We start from the raw sequence: 19,173 nt of genomic DNA, 5'->3' as shown, positions 1-19,173 counted from the left end.
AATGGCAGAAATGGTTATTCGAGAAATGATGCTTGCTGATGTGGAACAAGTAATGGTAGTAGAAAAAGCATCGTTTACAACACCATGGACAACGGATATCTTTTATAAGGAAATAATAGATAATGCTCATGCATATTACTATGTTGTGGAGATAGATAAGAAAATTGTCGGGTATGTTGGAATGTGGATTGTAATAGATGATGCGCAAATTACAAATATTGCTATTCTACCGGATTATCGTGGGAAAAAACTAGGTGAAAAACTATTCAACTTTGTGATGCAAATGCTTCAAAGTGTGCAAGTGAAAAGACTTTCTCTGGAAGTACGTGTGTCAAATATAGCTGCGCAAAGGTTATACCGTAAGTTTGGCTTAGTCCCCGGTGGAATTCGAAAAAATTATTATACGGATAGCGGAGAAGATGCTATTGTCATGTGGGTGAATATAGTATGAGTAAAGACACAATTATATTAGGAATTGAGACAAGTTGTGATGAAACAGCAGTTGCCATTGTAAAAAATGGGAAAGAAATCATTTCAAACGTTGTTTCTTCCCAAATTGAGAGTCATAAACGGTTTGGTGGAGTTGTACCTGAAATAGCCTCGAGACATCATGTGGAACAAATGACACTAGTGTTAGAGCAAGCATTTGATGAAGGACAGATTACATGGGATGACATTGATGCTATTGCTGTTACAGAAGGTCCAGGTCTAGTAGGAGCTCTGTTAGTAGGGGTAAATTCAGCAAAGGCTTTAGCTTTTGCAAAACAAAAGCCTTTAGTTGGTGTTCATCATATTGCGGGTCATATATATGCAAATCGCCTAGAACAGGAATTTGAATTTCCTTTATTAGCTTTAATTGTCTCTGGAGGCCATACTGAGCTTGTTTTGATGAAAGAACATGGACAATATGAAGTTATAGGAGAAACTCGTGACGATGCAGCTGGGGAAGCCTATGATAAAGTTGCACGTATGCTAGGACTTGCCTATCCGGGTGGTCCACACATTGATCGACTAGCACATGAAGGAAAAGAAACGATTGATTTTCCCCGTGCATGGTTAGAAGAAGATAGTTATGATTTTAGTTTCAGTGGATTAAAATCAGCAGTTATTAACAAAATTCACAATGCCAAACAACGTGGAGAAACTTTAAAAGATGAAGATATTGCTGCTAGTTTTCAGGCAAGTGTAATAGAGGTACTTACTAAGAAGACATTAAGAGCAGCAAAAGAATACAAGGTAAAACAGGTAATTGTTGCAGGTGGGGTTGCGGCGAATAAAGGGTTAAGAATAACTTTGATGAATGCTTTTTCGGAAACTAACATCCCTTTATATGTGCCTCCATTATCATTATGTACGGATAATGCAGCGATGATTGCAGCAGCTGGAACGGTTAATTTCTGGAACGGTAAACGTACTGGTCTTGATTTAAATGCTAATGCATCATTGTTACTAAAATAATATAAGTTATCAACATAATTGTGGAAAAGTTGTGTAAAACTTATTATTAAAGCATTTTTCATGTGAATAACATCTGTGGGTAATTTATTTGAAACCTGTGGATACTGTGCATAAATATGTTTATAACTGATGTTTTCAAGGAAAAATTAAGCTAAATCGTTGTGGATAAACAAAATACCTTACTTTTCGACAAAAAGTTATCCACAATTTAATGAATAGTAAAACTTTATAGGGTTATTTTCGTCTTATAGCTTGAACACACTTCGATTTAGATTAGAAATTTGGTGATTGTTAAATGAATAAGAAACAATCTTATTATATGCAGACAGATTTAATTATGTTATTTATTCTTTTTGTCTGTGTTAGTTTATTAGCAATTTATAATGCACAGCAATTAGAACAATATGGTGGGGAAAACTTTGTCCTTAAACAAATTGTTTGGTTTACAATTGGTGCATTATTAGTAGCGGCAATACAGTATTTTGATTTGGAACAGATCTATAAAGCAAGCCTTTATATTTATATGGCTGGGGTAGCTCTTTTAGTTATATTGTTAATAAGTCCAGAATCGATAGCAAAGCCTGTCAATGGAGCAAAAAGTTGGTTCACCTTACCTGGCCTATCGTTGCAACCTGCAGAGTTCGTAAAAATCTCGACAACTCTATATCTATCTCGTGTTATTAGTCATCATAAAGACAAATATGAAGCTAGTAATTTTAAAACGGATGCTATGTTATTGTTGAAATTAATTATCGTTACGGCTATCCCTGTACTCCTAATTATGAAGCAACCTGATTTTGGGACAGCAATGGTGTATTTATTCATATTAGGAATGATGATTATCTTATCAGGTATTAGTTGGAAAATTATATTGAGCTTAATTGCGACAGGGCTTGCAGTGGGTGGGGCTTTGCTCGGATTTATAATAAAATTCCCAGAGCTTGCACAACATGTGATAGGTATCCAACAATATCAGGTAAACCGTATACTTACCTGGTTCGATCCTACACAAACGAGTAGTGATGCAACATGGCATTTTGACCGTGCCCATATGGCTTTGGGGTCAGGACAATTATTAGGAAAAGGACTTAATGGTGTGGAAGTTTATTATTCCGAAGCACAGACAGACTTTATCTTTTCCGTAATTGGAGAGAGCTTTGGATTTATCGGAAGTGCACTTGTTATTTTCCTATATTTTATTCTTTTATATAAGTTAGTTACGTTAGGTTTAAATATAAACAAGCATTCTTCATTTGGTTCTTATTACTGCTTCGGATTTCTTAGTTTAATTCTAGTTCATGTTTTTCAAAATATTGGGATGACATTAGGGATTATGCCGATTACCGGTATTCCGTTGTTGTTAATAAGCTATGGAGGAAGTTCGGTTTTATCCACAATGATAGGACTGTCTGTTATCTATCGCATTTCTGTGGAACAAACGATTCAAAATGATTATTTATTTAAATAAACAAAAGCGGAGGCGCCCGAGTTACTGGGTGCTTCCGCTTTTGTTTATAGATAAGAAAGTATAAAAATTTAGCTCATTAAATCTTGTCATAAGGAAGGCCGCGTCCGGCTCCAGCGCCCAGTGACTAGTAGACTTCCTTCACCTCCGTACGATAAAGAAGACTTGCCGATTGGTGAAACAAGAGGCTTAGTCGCACTTATACCCTTGCGGTGAAAGTCAACATCGGTTCGGTGTTTAAGGAAGGCCGACTAAGATCGGCCTTTGCGGCCAACGTCGGCACACCTCTATGAAGAGGCGTGTTTCCTTTATCTCCTACGGCAGTGGAATGTCCGATTAAAACCGCCGCTTTGCGCGGCAACATCGGACCACCTGGCATGGCCAGGCGCAGTCTATACGTCACTAAACGGACGCTTGCGCCTTTGTTCTTATATTTCCTCTTGTAATGTAGTCCATTCTTCCATATATTCTTCCACGTTATTTTTTAATGCTATTATTTTTTCGTTTAATTCATATGATTTTTCGTGGTCTTGGAAGATTTCTGGTTTCGTCATTTTTTCCTCTATTTCTGTGATTTCTAGTTCTAACGAATCGATAAGTTCTTCTAATTCTGTAATTCTTCTTTGTTTTTTTCGTAACAAACTTTGCTGTTGCTTATCTAATTTGAAATTACGCTTCTTCTCTTTCGTCTTTTGAATCGGTTGTTTTTCTTTTTCTAATCGTTCGTGTTCGGCTTCTTCAGCTTTCTTATCTAGGTAGTAGTCGTAATCACCAAGATAGATAGAAATACTATCTCGATTCATCTCAGCAACTTGATCGGTTATTTTATTAATAAAATAACGGTCATGCGAAACAAAAATAATCGTTCCCGGAAAATCGGTTAATGCAGCTTCTAACACTTCTTTGCTATCGATATCTAAGTGGTTTGTTGGTTCATCAAGTATGAGTAGATTTGCTTTTTGCATCATGAGCTTAGCAAGAGCAAGGCGTGCTTTTTCTCCACCACTTAATGTTTGTACTGATTTTAATACTTCGTCACCGCTAAATAAGAAGTTTCCTAGAACGGTACGAATGTCCTTTTCATTAATCGTTGGGTATTCATCCCACAGCTCATTTAAAACGGTTTTGGTTGAAGATAATTCAGCTTGTTCCTGATCATAATAGCCAATTTGTACGCCAGTTCCGATTTGGATATCACCAGAAGTTTTTTGTAATTTATCTAAAACAATTTTGAGTAACGTTGTTTTTCCAACGCCGTTTGGACCAACAATAGCCACTCTTTCACCACGATTGACATCCAAATCAATATTGGAAAATAAATTCTTATTTTCCCCGTCATAATGGAAAGAGAGGTCTTTAATTTTAAGTACGTCATTTCCGCTTCTTTTTGCGATTTGGAAAGAAAAGGAAGCGGATGATTCATCCCCAAGAGGTCTGTCCATTCGTTCTATTTTTTCAAGTTGTTTTCTTCTGCTTTGCGCTCGTTTCGTTGTGGATGCTCGTACAATATTTCGCTGTATGAAATCTTCCATTTTTTTAATTTCACTTTGTTGCTTTTCAAATGCCTTCCATTCTAGTTCATATTCCTGGCTTTTTTGATCAAGATATTTACTGTAGGAACCAAAGTATTTCTTCGTCTTATGTCGAGATATTTCATAAACAATGGAGACTGTTTTATCCAAGAAATAGCGGTCATGGGACACAATTACTACGGCACCAGGATAACTATTTAAATAAACTTCTAACCACGATAATGTGTCAATATCTAAATGGTTGGTCGGCTCATCTAGTATAAGTAATGGTGGTTTTAAAAGTAGTAGTTTTCCTAATGCTAGTCTTGTTTTTTGACCACCGCTTAACTCAGTGATTGGCGTATCATAGTCATAGTTTTGGAAGTTTAATCCATTTAAGACTGCCTTAATGTCAGATTCAAATGTGTAGCCACCATTTGTTTGAAAATCAACTTGTAATCGATCGTATTCCTTTAACAAGTTGTTATAAGCTTCACTAGTAAAATCTGTTACTTGTTCCATCTTCTTTTCGACTAATCTTAATTGTTTTTCCTGTTCTAATAATGGGTTAAATACTTCAAGCATTTCATCCCAGATGGTTTTTCCAGATTCTAAAGACATATGTTGCGAAAGATAGCCAATCGTCACATCTTTAGGTTTAATTAACTCCCCTTCATCGTAGGAGAGTTCGCCTGCCATTATTTTTAATAATGTGGATTTTCCAGCACCATTTCTTCCGACAATGGCGATACGTTCCTTATCTTTAACTTCTATTTTTATATTGGACAAAATTTCTTCTGCACCAAAAGATTTTGATAGTCCATTCAGTTGCATCAGTATCATTGTGATTTCACCCCAATACTTCTAATTTTACCTTACCTGTAAATATAGAAGCAACATAATTAATTTGTGAAAAATATCACGACTTTTTGTTGTAATTCTGCTAAAATGAAAGAGACTATAGATAAAGATGATTATGAATTGAAGAGAGGAAAAGCGATGGATCAAAACAAAATACCACAAGCTACTGCTAAACGCCTGCCATTGTATTATCGTTTTTTAAATAATTTAAATCAGCAGGGGAAAAGACGCGTATCCTCAAAAGAACTGAGTGAAGCGGTGAAAGTTGATTCTGCAACCATACGTAGAGACTTTTCTTACTTTGGAGCTCTAGGTAAAAAAGGTTATGGATATAACGTAGAATACTTGCTAGGCTTTTTTCGGAGTACATTAGATCAACATGAAGTAACAGAAGTGGCATTGATTGGTGCAGGTAACCTCGGTACGGCGTTTTTAAAATATAGTTTCTTAAAAAATAATAATATACGCATTACAAAGGCATTTGATGCGGATGCTTCAAAGGTTGGAAAAGATATTGATGGGGTTCCTATTTATCATGTAGATGATATCGAGAAAGAATTAGATAACATTCGAGTTGTTATCTTAACAGTACCTGCTTCAGAGGCTGAGGAAATTGCGGAGAGGTTAGTCAAAGAAGGTGTAAACGGAATTTTAAATTTCACCCCGGCAAGAATTACTGTCCCAAGCCATGTTCGTGTTCATCATATTGATTTAGCTGTTGAATTACAATCATTAGTTTATTTCTTAAAACATTATCCATTAGAGGTAGAATAGAAGGAGTAGCGAATTCGCTACTCCTTCTTAATGTTTACATAAGAAAAATCATTTGTAATTGATCAAGCTGTTGTTGGAATTCCTCTGGTGTTAAAGAATATTGGGCAATGACGGTCGTTGTATTTAAGGCAGCATGGACAATGATAGGTGTTAAAATTCGTTTTGTTCTTACGTATAAATAGGCGAAAACAAATCCCATGGATGAATATACAAGCAAGTGTTGAAATTCTCCATGAATTGCGCCAAAGATGAAAGCGGAGAGTAAGGCTGAAATAAAAAAGTTTAACCTTTTATATAAGCTTCCAAAAATAATCTTTCTAAAAATAACTTCTTCCAGAATCGGCGCAATGATGGCAGGGATAATCATAAATAAGGGAATTGCTCTAGAGATATCCATAATATTCTGTGTATTATCTGATTCTGGTGAAATCCCTAAAACATTCATTTCAATCAAGGATGCAACAACATTTACAATATTCGCTAAGAAATAACCGATGATCGACCAAAAAATGACATTCCCTATCGTGGAAGCATCCCGGTGGAGTGGCATTTTCATATCTGTTTTAAGAAGTAAGAGTGTAATGAGTAATGCTAAACAGAAACTGAATATACTCCAATAAATGACTACTTCCGTATAGTTATCAGGATAGTAATTTAGGGCAATCATTGCTGCGGGGAAGCTCGATAATTGTGTAACAATATACGTCAATATGATATACCAATATCTTTTAGGCAATATAAAACGACTCCTTTTAATTAGTGTGAGGATGATATCTATTAGTAAGTATATTAACAACTTCCAATAGGTATAATGAGAAAGTTCATTTTTAAAGAAAAAGAGAAATTTACATCCTTCTATACATAATTGTTATTTTAACATAGGTATTTTTTTTACTATACTCAGAGGTATTCTATTAATAAAGTTTTATAATTTTTTATAGATACATTGCTTGCAATTTTTTATAGAATTCATTATTATATTAATTGGGATTAGCACTCGTGAATGTTGAGTGCTAATAATCAAAATAGATAAAATAAAAAATGAAATAGTCAAGGAGGCTAATGTACATGATTAAACCACTAGGAGATCGTGTTATTATCGAGCTTGTTGAACAAGAAGAAAAAACTGCAAGCGGTATCGTACTTCCAGACTCAGCGAAAGAAAAACCGCAAGAAGGTAAAGTTGTAGCGGTTGGTACTGGTCGTGTTTTAGACAATGGTGAAAGAGTACCTCTTGAAGTAGCAGAAGGTAACCAAATTATCTTCTCTAAATTTGCAGGTACAGAAGTGAAATACGAAGGTACTGAATACTTAATCTTACGTGAAAGTGATATCTTAGCTATCGTAGAATAAGTTAAGATTTAAAAATACTTAATAGATTATTTAAGGAGGATGTTTCATGGCTAAAGAAATTAAGTTTAATGAAGACGGACGTCGTGCAATGCTACGTGGAGTAGACACATTAGCTAATGCTGTAAAAGTAACTTTAGGGCCAAAAGGTCGTAACGTTGTTCTTGATAAAAAATTCGGTTCCCCTTTAATTACAAATGACGGTGTTACGATTGCTAAAGAAATCGAATTAGAAGATGCATTTGAAAACATGGGTGCTCAACTAGTATCTGAAGTAGCATCTAAAACAAATGATGTAGCTGGTGACGGTACAACAACTGCTACAGTTCTAGCTCAAGCAATGATTCGTGAAGGACTTAAAAACGTAACTTCTGGTGCAAACCCTGTAGGAATTCGTCGTGGTATTGAAAAAGCTGTTGCAACTGCAGTTGAAGAATTACAAAATATTTCTTCTTCCGTTAATAGCAAAGAAGAAATTGCACAAGTTGCTGCTATTTCATCTGCTGATGATGAAGTAGGTCAATTAATCGCAGAAGCAATGGAACGTGTTGGTAACGATGGTGTTATCACAATTGAAGAATCTAAAGGTTTCTCTACTGAATTAGATGTAGTAGAAGGTATGCAATTTGACCGTGGATATGCTTCTCCATATATGGTTACTGACCAAGACAAAATGGAAGCAGTTCTAGAAAATCCTTACATCCTAATTACAGATAAGAAAATCGCTAACATTCAAGAGGTTCTACCAGTGTTAGAACAAGTAGTTCAACAAGGTAAACCATTACTTATGATTGCTGAAGACGTTGAAGGGGAAGCTCTTGCTACGTTAGTAGTGAACAAACTTCGCGGAACATTTAATGCGGTAGCTGTTAAAGCTCCAGGATTCGGTGACCGTCGTAAAGCAATGCTAGAAGATATCGCTATCTTAACTGGTGGAGAAGTAATCACAGAAGATCTTGGTTTAGATCTGAAGAGCGCTGGCATTGAACAACTAGGACAAGCTGCTAAAGTTGTTGTAACAAAAGAAAATACAACAATCGTAGAAGGTTCTGGTAACCCAGAAAATATTTCCGGACGTGTAGCTCAAATCCGTGCTCAAGTAGAAGAAACTACTTCTGAATTTGATAAAGAAAAATTACAAGAGCGTCTTGCTAAGCTTTCAGGTGGAGTGGCAGTAGTTAAAGTTGGTGCTGCAACTGAAACAGAATTGAAAGAACGCAAACTACGTATTGAAGATGCATTGAACTCTACTCGTGCTGCAGTTGAAGAAGGTATTGTAGCTGGTGGTGGTACTGCATTCCTAAATATCTACAACAAAGTTGCTGAATTAAACGTTGAAGGTGATGAAGCTACTGGTGTGAGCATTGTACTTCGTGCGATTGAAGAGCCGGTACGTCAAATTGCTGAAAATGCTGGTTTAGAAGGTTCTGTAGTTGTAGAACGTCTAAAAGGCGAAAAACTTGGTATTGGATTTAACGCTGCAACAAACGAATGGGTAAACATGGTTGAAGCTGGTATCGTAGACCCTGCTAAAGTTACTCGTTCAGCACTACAAAACGCTGCATCTGTAGCTGCGATGTTCTTAACTACTGAAGCGGTAGTAGCGGACATTCCTGAAGAAGGCGGCGGCGGAATGCCTGATATGGGTGGTATGGGCGGTATGCCAGGAATGATGTAAATCATTGCCCCGTATACACTGATCTATCAAAGCTCGTGTGTTTTGAAAAACATTATAAAGAGGCTTCTATCAATTATTAAATTTGATGGAAGCCTCTTTTTGTGTTATTTATTCGAAATCGGGAAGTGACACTGCTTAACTTTTCCTTAAATAGTAATTATAAGCCGTAAAGTTACGAGAAGGGATAACCTATTTGTTATACCGTTTTTGCGTAAAATTCCCTATAGTCTGTCAATAATTATTGCTTTTCATGTGTATTACTGATAAAATAGACCTAGGTAATGACGATTAGTTAGAAAGGTTGTAAGCCATTGTTAACCCCGTCTATTATATTAGAAGACAAGCCAGCTTATACAGACCATGATCGCTTATTTAAAGAGCTCATTCAAACATTCTTCCCACAGTTCATCGAAGCATTTTTCCCCGAGTTGTTTCAGGAAATTGATTTTACCGCCGTGAAGTTCCTAGAACAAGAGGTTTTCACAGATATTTTAAAAGGTGAAAAGAGGAGAATAGATATACTTGCTGAGGTGAAATTGCAAAAAGAAGAACAATTTATCCTCATTCATATTGAGCCACAGGCAAGTTATCAAAAGGAATTCCATGAACGAATGTTTATTTCCAGCTCCCGCCTCTATGAAAAATACCGCAAACCAATCCTTCCAATTGCCGTCTTCAGTTATGATGACAAGAGAGAAATAACCGACATTTTTACTTCAAATGTTTTCCATTTTCAAGTTTTCCAATTTAATTATCTTCAAATTCATTTAATAAAAACGAATTGGCGAAAGTTTATTAAGATGGACAATCCTATAGCAGCGGCTTTATTAAGTAAAATGGGGTATACTGAGGATGAACGCGTGCAAGTCAAATTAGAATTTCTAAAAATGATTAGTAGAATGGAATTAAATCCAGCTAGAACGAATCTCTTATATGGTTTTTTCAATACTTACTTATATTTAAGCAATGAGGAGGAAAAGCGAATGAGTGAAGAAATTGCAAAACTTCCAAGAGAGGAAGCTAATCGGGTACTACGACTTCCGAACTCGTATTATGAGAAAGGAAAGAAGAAAGGGATTGAGGAAGGCATAGAAAAAGGTATAGAAAAGGGCATAGAAATAGTAATCTATAATATGCTTCAAAAAGGATTACCAGAAGAGTTAATTGCGGAGGTATCTAATGTACGAATGGAAGAAATCGTAAAGATGAAAGAAAAGATGGAACTTTGAACAGGAATAAAGGTCGCCGATACCATAGTATTTGAAATCACGAAAAAATGAAAACAACTAATGAATTATGCCTCTGTATTTTGAACTACTCCTTAATTTAACCTTGATTTATCCCCCCCTTAACACCCTTTTATTTTCCATACTGTTTTAAACAAAAAATGTTCAATCAACTATTAAAAATAAACCTGAAAGGAGTGATAAACCCCAAAATACTAATTTTTATGAACTTTTAAGGCTATGTATATTGTTTCTAGTTACTAGATTTAAATTTAAAAAGGAGGACTATTAATGGGTCATGATATTTTAGGATACAATAAAGCTGGAGAAGCAATTGCTTATGCACGTTTTAGCATGGGAAATGATAATGCCACTATATTGTACAGGTTACTTGATGCAATTGATTACCATGCAGGAGTTAGTGGATCAGGTAACAGTACTACTTTTTCAATACAGCAAATTGAAGAAGCTTTGAATGCTTATAAACAAAAATGTAGTAAGGGTAATCCAACTCTACCAAAAAATAATTTCCTAATTGGGGATCAAAAGCAAATCCAGGATTTTCTATTAAACTGCTTAGAAACAGCACAAAAAGAAGAGAGTGTAACAGTGTTTTTTGGATGATGTTTATCATCAAGGTTGTTTATTCAATCCCTCCATATTCCCTACTTTCTTTATAACTTCTACAAATAAACTTCCGTAAAATCACAATTGTCTTAGGATATGGTGTCAGTCACCTGCTACTTTGTTAAAGTGGTGGGAGACTGGGGCCATAGCCATTGGCACTGATACTCAAAAGGGAAAGCACTGTCCCGCTTTTCAACATAATTCTACTTTGATAGTACTATCTGACAATTTCGCTCATCACACATCCACTCAATGGATTGGAGATACAGGCGGGAGATAAGTGTCGCCAAGCTTCGAAATAAGGGCGACTAAGTTTCAGGTGGAATTAAAACCCTACCTGAACCAAGTCTTCTTTATCAGATAACTATCTTAAGAAATTAAGATTTTCAACAGTAAAGGATAAATTTCTATAAATGTCTTATAATAAGTCTAAATTTAGATGAGGACATATTAGATAGGGGAATTTCAATGGATTATAAAAATATTACTGTAGCAGGTAGTGGTGTTTTAGGAAGTCAGATTGCTTTCCAAACAGCTTTTAAAGGATTTAATGTATCTGTATATGATATTAATGATAAGGCATTAGAAAAAGCAAAAGAAAGATTTTATCAATTAAAATCGGCTTATCAAGAAGACTTAGGAGCAACAAAAGAAGAGGTGGATACTGCTTATAACCGATTGTCTTTTTATTCCGATTTAAAACAAGCAGTAAAAGAGGCAGATTTAGTTATTGAAGCTGTGCCTGAAGTTGAAAAAATTAAAACAGACTTTTACACAAAATTGGCAAAAGCAGCACCAGAGAAAACAGTATTCGCATCAAATTCTTCCACCTTGTTGCCAAGTCAATTTGCAGAAGTAACAGGTCGTCCGGAAAAAATTCTTAAATTTACACTTTGCTAATGAAATTTGGAAAAACAACACGGCTGAAGTTATGGGACATTCGGGAACAGATCCGAAAGTATTTGAAGATGTTATTGAATTTGCAAAAGCAATTGGAATGGTCGCTTTACCATTGCATAAAGAACAACCGGGATATATCCTAAATTCTTTGCTTGTTCCACTTTTAGATGCTGCTCAAGAACTATTGGTAAAAGGAGTTGCTGCCCCGGAAACCATCGATAAAACTTGGATGATTGCAACTGGAGCACCAAAAGGGCCATTTGCTATTTTAGATGTCGTTGGTATTAATACACCTTATAATCTTTCTCTTGCAAAAGCTAAAGCTGGAGATAAGGGTGCTGCTGAGATTGCGGAGTATTTGAAAACAGAGTTCTTAGATAAAGGAAGACTTGGGAAACAGAATCGAAAGGGATTTTATGACTATCCAAATCCTAAATTTGAAGATCCTGATTTTCTAAAATAATAATGGAACAATGGTGGGGACTATCTAAGTGTTAATAATTGGTTGAAGTAATCTTCCCTTGAAGCCTTGAAGTGTAGGATTTTATGTAAGCTAAGAGTGAAATAATAACTTTTGTTAATATAAAGGATTTAATGGAGGCTTTCATAAGTTCACTCAACTTATGAGAAGCCTCTTTTTAATATTCTTAATGTCTCCTTCTAGTCATCCATAACGACATTTGTTTGGCAATATATTCAGAGCTATAATGCTTACCGTCACGAATCCACCACATTAAAATACCTAGAATAGAAGATGCGATAATATCCTTTGAAACAGCATCTTCTGTTACTATTCTTTGTAGATCGCGCCTAGCTTGAACGAATTCCACGATAAAGTTATGGAGCTTCTTTTGGAAGGCCTTCTCTTCGAATAACACTGATATGTATTTTCGGTGTTGATAAAAATAATCCAAAAAGGTAAGCAGCTGTTCATCTAAATCTACTGGTTCTAGCTGTAGTAATGGTGACAATTTCTTAGACAAATCATTGAAGATATCATAAACTACATGCTTCAATAAATCCTGCATATCTAAATAATGCAAGTAGAATGTAGCGCGATTTAATTCTGCTTTTGCTGTTACTTTTCGAACAGTTAATTCCTGTAAATTTTGTGATTCAATTAATAATGATTTAACAGATTCTTTCAATAAACGTTTAGAGCGAATAGCACGTGGATCTTCTTTCTTTGCAGACAATTTAACCTCTCCTTTGTCTATTAAACTGATATTTTAACAACACACCTAAAAAAACTGTTGTATAGTTGACGTTCTATTAAAAACTGTTGGTGGTTTCTTCATTTAAAACTTGTTACAATTCATTTTATCGTCACCGTGTTGATAAAGTAAAGAGGAGGTCCATTCATTTCTATGGCTCAACAAATAAATAAGAAAGTATTACTGTTTGTGTTACTACTTGGAGGTTTTTTATCGATATTAAATCAAACACTTTTAAATGTTGCATTAAGTAAATTTATGGAAGTGTTCGATGTTAGTGCGACAACGGTACAGTGGTTAGCGACAGGATTCATGCTCGTTAACGGTGTATTAATTCCCGTAACGGCTTTTTTAATGAAGCGTTTTTCAACGCGTCAATTATTTATTAGCTCGATGCTATTATTATTAATTGGTTCTATTTTTTGTGCAATTGCGCCAAATTTTACGATTTTATTAATAGGACGTATGATTCAAGCAGCGGGTGCAGGTATTATTATGCCGCTCATGATGAGTGTCGTTATGTTTATCTTCCCACCTGAAAAACGGGGAAGTGCAATGGGCTTATTAGGGCTTGCTATGATTTTTGCCCCAGCGATAGCACCAACATTATCTGGCTTCGTTATTGAATATGTATCATGGCGCTGGTTGTTTATTGGGTTAATCCCTCTCGTAGGAATTATTATTTTATTAGCATTCAAATATTTAATTAACATATCTGAGGGATCACAAGCAGAATTGGATGTGTTAAGTGTTATTCTCTCAACAATTGGATTCGGACTAGTATTATATGGATTTAGTAATGCTGGTAGTCATGGCTGGGGTGATCCGATAGTGTTAACGACAATTATCGTGGGGATGTTAGTGTTAGTGTTATTTACAAGACGTCAATTACGTGCAAGTGATCCGTTTTTAAATGTACGTGTGTTCCAAAACAAGACGTTTACAATGACGTCTCTCATTAACATTATCGTAACGATGATGTTATATGCCGATATGATCTTATTACCAATCTATTTACAAGATGGTCGCGGATTTACAGCATTTGATGCCGGACTATTATTATTGCCGGGGGCTATTATCAATGCGGCCTTATCCCCTGTTACTGGAAAATGGTATGACCGATTCGGCGCGAAGCCATTATTCATCATCGGTTTAATTTTTGTTATTCCTTCAATGTGGGTTGTAACCGACTTAACAGAAACAACGACATTTACTTTCTTAATGATTCGTACGATTTTCTTACGCATCGGTTTAAGCTTTATTACAATGCCGCTGAATACGGCAGGTTTAAATGCATTACCGAAGGAACTTGTTACACATGGCACAGCCGTAAATAATACAGTTCGCCAAATTGCAGGCGCGATTGGTACAGCGATTGTCGTAACCATTTATACATCAAAGGCAACAGACTACGCAGGTGATTTAGCTACCCAAGGTGTGACAGAGGGAATTGAGGAACTGACATCTATTTTTGCCTCAAGTGATGCATACTACTTTATGATGATTTTAGCGGTTATTGCATTGGTGATAACAATCCTAACACCACTGGAAAGACCTATGTCACCTAAAAAAACGGATGAGGTGCAATAAAAATATTCAACTAATCCGACTATAATAATGTAAAGGGAACAACTTTTTCTCAAAAACAAAAAAGACAAAATAGGCAATAAATATAAATAGTTCATTATATGCGTTTTTGGGGGAGATAGCCTTTTCAACAAACTTTATTATTGGAGAAAAATAAACTATCACTGTTCATGGTAGAATATATATAATGAATACAAGTGAAGAAAATGTGAGATAGGAAGGTGCATTCTATTGGAACTTTGTTCAGAGGTATTAAACAGAATTAGTGAAAAAATATCGGATACAAGTTTTGCCACTTGGTTTAAAAAAACGTCGGCAGAAATAGAAAATGACACAATTATAGTATATGCAGATAATGAGTTTGGAAAGGACTGGCTGGAACATAACTATGATGGATTAATTTCTGAAACAGTAAAAGGAATAACTGAAAAATCATATAGCATTCAATATTGTTGTAAGTCCCAAGAATCACACACATATTCAACCAGTAATTTTTATTCAAAACAAGATAGCATTATTAATCAATTACTAAAGAGAATCGAACAACTAGAAGCTAGAGTTGGTCGGTTAGAAGATAAAGGTTAGATTTTCCTGATTTTATCGCAGGTTAAAGGGGGGAACCCATTTGCCAAACATGACAGATCCTTTATAGTTGAATTTGGACAGGGTGCCACCTTCCTATTTCAATTATAAAGGATCTTTTTATCGACAAAACACTATTTATCCACTCCCTTGTACTATAAGAATATCCTCTCACTTTTCAAATGAATAAAATATAAAACGTCCTTTAGATATCATCGAAGGCAGATTTGTTCATATATTGCGAAGGCGTTAAAGAAGTTATCTTTTTAAATACTCTTGTAAAATAATTGACGTCATTGAATCCTACCAAAAAGGCAATTTCTGTAATGGTTTTATTCCCTGTGCGCAAATATAATTTCGCCTCTTCAATCCTTTTATAATGAATGAATTGGATCAAATTCATCTTTGTTTCTTCTTTGAATTTTCGTGAAAGATAGGTGGAATTAACATGAATAGATTTAGCAACTTCTTGCAATGTTAAGGATTGATCCAAATGTAATAGAATATAATCGATAGCCTTTTTTACGATAGGATTATAGTGGCGAGTTGAACTGGTTACAACTAAATTACAGTACTCATATGGCATACTGGCTCCTAACTTATTTAATTGACGAAGGGTTGTTGCTCTTTCAATCCAAATAGCATATTTCTCAGAAATGTGATGAAGATATACTGGATGCACACCCCCTTTTTCCGTAGCGATTCTACACAATGTATTAAAAACAAGTAGAATATTCTTTGTTACACGTATCGGACTTTCTGGGAATCGATTAGAAAAGTCAAATAAATCTCTTGAATCAACAGATAACTGGGCAATTGCTTTTTTATCCCCTCTTGAAATAAGATCCATTAATTTTTTTTCACCTTCATATCTTCTTTCAATAATATGCTGGTCATCTTCTGTGACTGTCTTACGATTTCCTTGTTCGATGGAAGATACATCTAATTTCGGGGTTACTTTTTCTACGTTAATCGGTTCATGATGACAGAGTGTGACTAAAATTTCACCAATAGATTCGTATTCCTTTTTAGATATAGCTGGTAATGACTCATAGAAATGCGAAAGCTGTTTTCTTTGGCTAACGGGTAGGTGGTTATTAGCAATAATATCACTTATAAAATTGGTCTCGGAAACCCTTGAAATAAAGGGACCAACCAGAATGGACCCCTCTAAAACCTCGTTATTCCAAATATCTGTTGCGATATATTCGAGATCGTATGAATTCATGAAGTAATAGTAGCTATTGGATGTTTGATGACTTTCCAAAGGTATATTATTACTATTGTTGCTCTGTAAAACAGTAGGTATAGAATGATGAACTAACTGTAGTCGTGGGTTCCCAAATAAATCAATGAATTGGACATTTATTTTCGTTACATTATATATTGTATTGCAAATTTTATTTAACCTATTTAATAATACGTTATTCATTACAAAATCCTACTTTCGTTAAAATTAGCCAAATAATGTGCTATATAAGAAAAATATGTACGGAGTTTACCTTAAATAATATTTTATAATTGTTCGTAAGCGATATCAAATACAGATTATTTATAGGAGGCTTTTTCATATGAGAAAAGTAATGAACCTGAATCAAGATTGGAAATTCACCAAACAAGATGAAGAGAAGTCCGTTAGTTTTTCTTATCAAGATGACAACTGGGAGTCCATTGATGTTCCGCATACATGGAATGCAATAGATGGGGCTAATGGTTTTGAATATTACAAAGGCGCTTGCTGGTATCGTAAGGTATTTAAAGTGGATACCCTTGAGCAGAAAAATCGCGTTTTTATTGAATTTAATGGTTCAAATAGTATTACAGATGTTTATGTAAATGGAAAACATTTTGGTCAGCATCGCGGGGGATATTCCATCTTTCGTTTTGATATTACAGAAGCAATTGAATTTGGGAAGGAAAATATCTTGGCGGTAAAAGTGGACAATACCGTAGTAGATGATGTTTATCCACAAATGGCGGATTTTACTTTTTACGGGGGAATCTACCGAGATGTCAATTTGGTAATTGTGGATTCAACTCACTTTGATTTATTGGATTATGGTTCACAGGGAATTTATATCATGCAGGAGGAAGTTTCCAATAAACAAGCCAAATTAATGATTAAAACAAGGATAGCGAATGATAATGATGAAGAGAAAAAGGTAAGGTTATGGGTTGATGTCCTTGGGAAAGATGGAAAAACGGTTACTTATGCGGCAAAAGAAGTGGTTCTATCTGCTAATGAGACAAGGGAAGTAGAGGTACCTGCTACAATTGAACAACCAATATTATGGAACGGACGAAAAAATCCTTATCTTTATGAAGTAAAAGTATCCTTAACTAGCTATAACGATACGGTTGATGAAGTTTCTATCCCATTTGGTGTACGTTATTTCAACGTGGATCCGGAAAGTGGCTTTTTCTTAAACGGCGAACATCTTCCTTTGCATGGGGTAGCAAGACATCAGGATCGAAAGGATAAAGGATGGGCTATTACGAAAGATGATCAAGAGGAAGATATGGAATTAATTAAAGAAGTCGGTGCAACTTCCATTCGACTGGCTCATTATCAGCATGATCAATATTTCTACGACCTTTGTGATAAAGAAGGTATGGTGGTCTGGGCTGAAATTCCGTTTATTTCCATTATGTCAAAAAATGAACTAGAAGGCACGAATGCTAAACAGCAGATGATTGAGTTAATCCGCCAAAACTTTAATCATCCATCTATTATGTTCTGGGGTATCCAAAATGAAATACAAATTGGTGGAGACCGCCCGGAAGTAAGAAGGCTCGTAAAAGAATTAAACGGATTAACGAAAAAAGAAGATCCAACTCGTCTCACAACAATGGCTAACGTTATGTTCGTCGAGGATGATGATGAGTATAATTACATGACCGATATTGTTGGTTACAATAAATATTATGGCTGGTACACAGGGGAAGCAGAGGAATTCGCTGATTGGCTTGATGGTTACCATAAGCTAAATCCGAATGTAAGCGTTGGAATTTCAGAATATGGTGCAGAAGGTATTATTCAATACCATAACAATACACCACAAGTAAGGGATTACTCCGAAGAATACCACGCACTATATCATGAGAAGGTTTGGGATATCTTTTCAAAACATCCGTATATTTGGGCAACTTATTTGTGGAACATGTTTGATTTCGGGGCAAATATTCGTGATGAAGGTGGAGTGAAGGGGAGAAATAATAAAGGTTTGGTCACCTATGATCGCAAAATTAAAAAAGACGCCTTCTATCTATACAAAGCGAATTGGTCTGATGAAAAGTTTATCCATATTACGAGTAAACGATTTGTGGATCGTCCGGATGATGCCATTACTGTAAAGATTTACTCTAATTGTGATGAAGTAACGTTGTTTTCCGATGGAGAAGAAGTAGCTTCAAAAACAAGTGATCATCATGTTTTTGTGTTCGAAAATGTTTCTTTAAAAGAAGGTTTTAATGAAATCAAAGCTGTTTCCAAAGAAGAGGACATGGAGGATGTGGCAATATTTAATAAAGTAGTTGAACCAAATCCAAGCTATGTCGTTCCAAATCAAGGGGAAGGAGCGGCTGAAAACTGGTTTGTACAACCCGATGATTTGGATGACGGTACGGAATACGAAGAAATAGTGATCACCGACGATGTTTATTCCTCGCGTGATAAAATTGAAACGTTGATGGAAAATAAAGAAACTCGTGCAGTGCTTATCAAACATTTGGGGGATATTTCAGAGATGCCAGCCTACAGCATGATCAAATCAATGGATTTAAACATGGTGGCTTCCATGGCGAAAGATCAGTTCCCTGGAAAAGTAATGTATTTACTTAATAGAGATTTAACGAAGATTAATAAATAAGTTATTTTTTCCAGATAAACCTTTTGTGAACTGGAATGGCATAAACATCACATGTTCTTTGTCTTTTATTA

At 35.4% G+C, this 19,173-nt stretch carries 15 protein-coding genes and 1 pseudogene; 12 read left to right on the top strand and 4 right to left on the bottom strand.

Features of this window, described 5'->3' with window-relative positions; genetic code table 11:
• The first annotated feature begins 1 nt into the window (after nt 1).
• From rimI to A9178_RS15765, 3 genes are all read left to right on the top strand, one after another.
• Complete coding sequence (gene rimI, locus A9178_RS15775) at nt 2-451, top strand: ribosomal protein S18-alanine N-acetyltransferase (RefSeq protein ID WP_068677011.1); 450 nt, start codon at nt 2-4, stop codon at nt 449-451.
• Complete coding sequence (tsaD, locus tag A9178_RS15770) at nt 448-1,458, top strand: tRNA (adenosine(37)-N6)-threonylcarbamoyltransferase complex transferase subunit TsaD (protein ID WP_068677009.1); 1,011 nt, start codon at nt 448-450, stop codon at nt 1,456-1,458. The genes rimI and tsaD overlap by 4 nt, the downstream gene beginning before the upstream one ends.
• 295 nt (nt 1,459-1,753) lie before the next feature.
• A complete protein-coding gene (locus tag A9178_RS15765; RefSeq protein ID WP_068677007.1) occupies nt 1,754-2,926 on the top strand; it encodes an FtsW/RodA/SpoVE family cell cycle protein in 1,173 nt (390 codons plus the stop codon).
• A gap of 425 nt (nt 2,927-3,351) precedes the next feature.
• Here the strand turns inward: A9178_RS15765 and A9178_RS15760 are convergent, their stop codons facing one another.
• The gene (locus A9178_RS15760) at nt 3,352-5,277 is read right to left on the bottom strand and encodes an ABC transporter ATP-binding protein (RefSeq protein ID WP_068677006.1); all 1,926 of its coding nucleotides are present in this window, start codon (nt 5,275-5,277) and stop codon (nt 3,352-3,354) included.
• A 156-nt stretch (nt 5,278-5,433) separates the two neighbouring features.
• Between A9178_RS15760 and A9178_RS15755 the strand changes: the two genes are divergently transcribed.
• Nucleotides 5,434-6,069: a redox-sensing transcriptional repressor Rex gene (locus A9178_RS15755; protein WP_068677005.1), complete on the top strand. Its 636-nt coding sequence runs from the start codon at nt 5,434-5,436 to the stop codon at nt 6,067-6,069.
• Between the two features lie 34 nt (nt 6,070-6,103).
• Here A9178_RS15755 and A9178_RS15750 read toward each other — a convergent pair whose 3' ends face one another.
• Nucleotides 6,104-6,805, bottom strand: coding sequence for a CPBP family intramembrane glutamic endopeptidase (locus tag A9178_RS15750; RefSeq protein ID WP_068677003.1), 702 nt, complete (start codon nt 6,803-6,805; stop codon nt 6,104-6,106).
• A gap of 332 nt (nt 6,806-7,137) precedes the next feature.
• Here A9178_RS15750 and groES point away from each other — a divergent pair, with 332 nt between their 5' ends.
• The 5 genes and pseudogenes from groES (at nt 7,138) to A9178_RS15725 (ending at nt 12,313) form a co-directional block, all read left to right on the top strand.
• Nucleotides 7,138-7,422 (top strand): co-chaperone GroES, encoded by a 285-nt coding sequence (gene groES / locus A9178_RS15745; RefSeq protein ID WP_047185549.1) that lies wholly within the window; start codon nt 7,138-7,140, stop codon nt 7,420-7,422.
• A gap of 46 nt (nt 7,423-7,468) precedes the next feature.
• Nucleotides 7,469-9,097 (top strand): chaperonin GroEL, encoded by a 1,629-nt coding sequence (gene groL, locus A9178_RS15740; protein ID WP_068677001.1) that lies wholly within the window; start codon nt 7,469-7,471, stop codon nt 9,095-9,097.
• A gap of 311 nt (nt 9,098-9,408) precedes the next feature.
• Nucleotides 9,409-10,326, top strand: coding sequence for an RpnC/YadD family protein (locus A9178_RS15735; protein ID WP_231889867.1), 918 nt, complete (start codon nt 9,409-9,411; stop codon nt 10,324-10,326).
• A 288-nt stretch (nt 10,327-10,614) separates the two neighbouring features.
• Nucleotides 10,615-10,947: a hypothetical protein gene (locus A9178_RS15730; protein WP_068677000.1), complete on the top strand. Its 333-nt coding sequence runs from the start codon at nt 10,615-10,617 to the stop codon at nt 10,945-10,947.
• 471 nt (nt 10,948-11,418) lie between these two features.
• Nucleotides 11,419-12,313, top strand: a pseudogene (locus A9178_RS15725) (3-hydroxyacyl-CoA dehydrogenase).
• 184 nt (nt 12,314-12,497) lie between these two features.
• Here the strand turns inward: A9178_RS15725 and A9178_RS15720 are convergent.
• Complete coding sequence (locus A9178_RS15720; protein WP_068676994.1) at nt 12,498-13,046, bottom strand: TetR/AcrR family transcriptional regulator; 549 nt, start codon at nt 13,044-13,046, stop codon at nt 12,498-12,500.
• 171 nt (nt 13,047-13,217) lie between these two features.
• On the opposite strand from A9178_RS15720, the gene A9178_RS15715 reads away from it, so the two are divergent.
• Both A9178_RS15715 and A9178_RS15710 read left to right on the top strand, forming a co-directional pair.
• The gene (locus A9178_RS15715; protein WP_068676993.1) at nt 13,218-14,654 is read left to right on the top strand and encodes a DHA2 family efflux MFS transporter permease subunit; all 1,437 of its coding nucleotides are present in this window, start codon (nt 13,218-13,220) and stop codon (nt 14,652-14,654) included.
• Nucleotides 14,655-14,882: 228 nt separating this feature from the next.
• Nucleotides 14,883-15,236, top strand: coding sequence for a DnaA N-terminal domain-containing protein (locus A9178_RS15710; RefSeq protein WP_068676991.1), 354 nt, complete (start codon nt 14,883-14,885; stop codon nt 15,234-15,236).
• Nucleotides 15,237-15,438: 202 nt separating this feature from the next.
• On the opposite strand, the gene A9178_RS15705 is transcribed toward A9178_RS15710, so the two are convergent.
• Nucleotides 15,439-16,665, bottom strand: coding sequence for a helix-turn-helix domain-containing protein (locus A9178_RS15705; protein ID WP_068676988.1), 1,227 nt, complete (start codon nt 16,663-16,665; stop codon nt 15,439-15,441).
• 139 nt (nt 16,666-16,804) lie between these two features.
• Between A9178_RS15705 and A9178_RS15700 the strand changes: the two genes are divergently transcribed.
• On the top strand, nt 16,805-19,102 hold the full coding sequence (locus tag A9178_RS15700; RefSeq protein WP_068676983.1) for a glycoside hydrolase family 2 protein: 2,298 nt from the start codon (nt 16,805-16,807) through the stop codon (nt 19,100-19,102).
• Nucleotides 19,103-19,173: the final 71 nt, after the last annotated feature.

The sequence above is a fragment of the Oceanobacillus sp. Castelsardo genome, from assembly GCF_001659985.1.
Lineage (GTDB): Bacteria > Bacillota > Bacilli > Bacillales > Amphibacillaceae > Oceanobacillus.
The sequence above is the reverse complement of the archived record's forward strand: the minus strand, read 5'-3'. Positions and strand labels throughout refer to the sequence as shown.

Bases quoted from the DNA above. Each gene is read 5' to 3' on its own strand.
- A9178_RS15715 (WP_068676993.1), top strand. From the start codon at position 13,218: ATGGCTCAACAAATAAATAAGAAAGTATTACTGTTTGTGTTACTACTT.
- rimI (WP_068677011.1), top strand. From the start codon at position 2: ATGGCAGAAATGGTTATTCGAGAAATGATGCTTGCTGATGTGGAACAA.
- groL (WP_068677001.1), top strand. From the start codon at position 7,469: ATGGCTAAAGAAATTAAGTTTAATGAAGACGGACGTCGTGCAATGCTA.
- A9178_RS15760 (WP_068677006.1), bottom strand. From the start codon at position 5,277: ATGATACTGATGCAACTGAATGGACTATCAAAATCTTTTGGTGCAGAA.
- groES (WP_047185549.1), top strand. From the start codon at position 7,138: ATGATTAAACCACTAGGAGATCGTGTTATTATCGAGCTTGTTGAACAA.
- tsaD (WP_068677009.1), top strand. From the start codon at position 448: ATGAGTAAAGACACAATTATATTAGGAATTGAGACAAGTTGTGATGAA.
- A9178_RS15755 (WP_068677005.1), top strand. From the start codon at position 5,434: ATGGATCAAAACAAAATACCACAAGCTACTGCTAAACGCCTGCCATTG.
- A9178_RS15700 (WP_068676983.1), top strand. From the start codon at position 16,805: ATGAGAAAAGTAATGAACCTGAATCAAGATTGGAAATTCACCAAACAA.
- A9178_RS15765 (WP_068677007.1), top strand. From the start codon at position 1,754: ATGAATAAGAAACAATCTTATTATATGCAGACAGATTTAATTATGTTA.
- A9178_RS15705 (WP_068676988.1), bottom strand. From the start codon at position 16,665: ATGAATAACGTATTATTAAATAGGTTAAATAAAATTTGCAATACAATA.
- A9178_RS15730 (WP_068677000.1), top strand. From the start codon at position 10,615: ATGGGTCATGATATTTTAGGATACAATAAAGCTGGAGAAGCAATTGCT.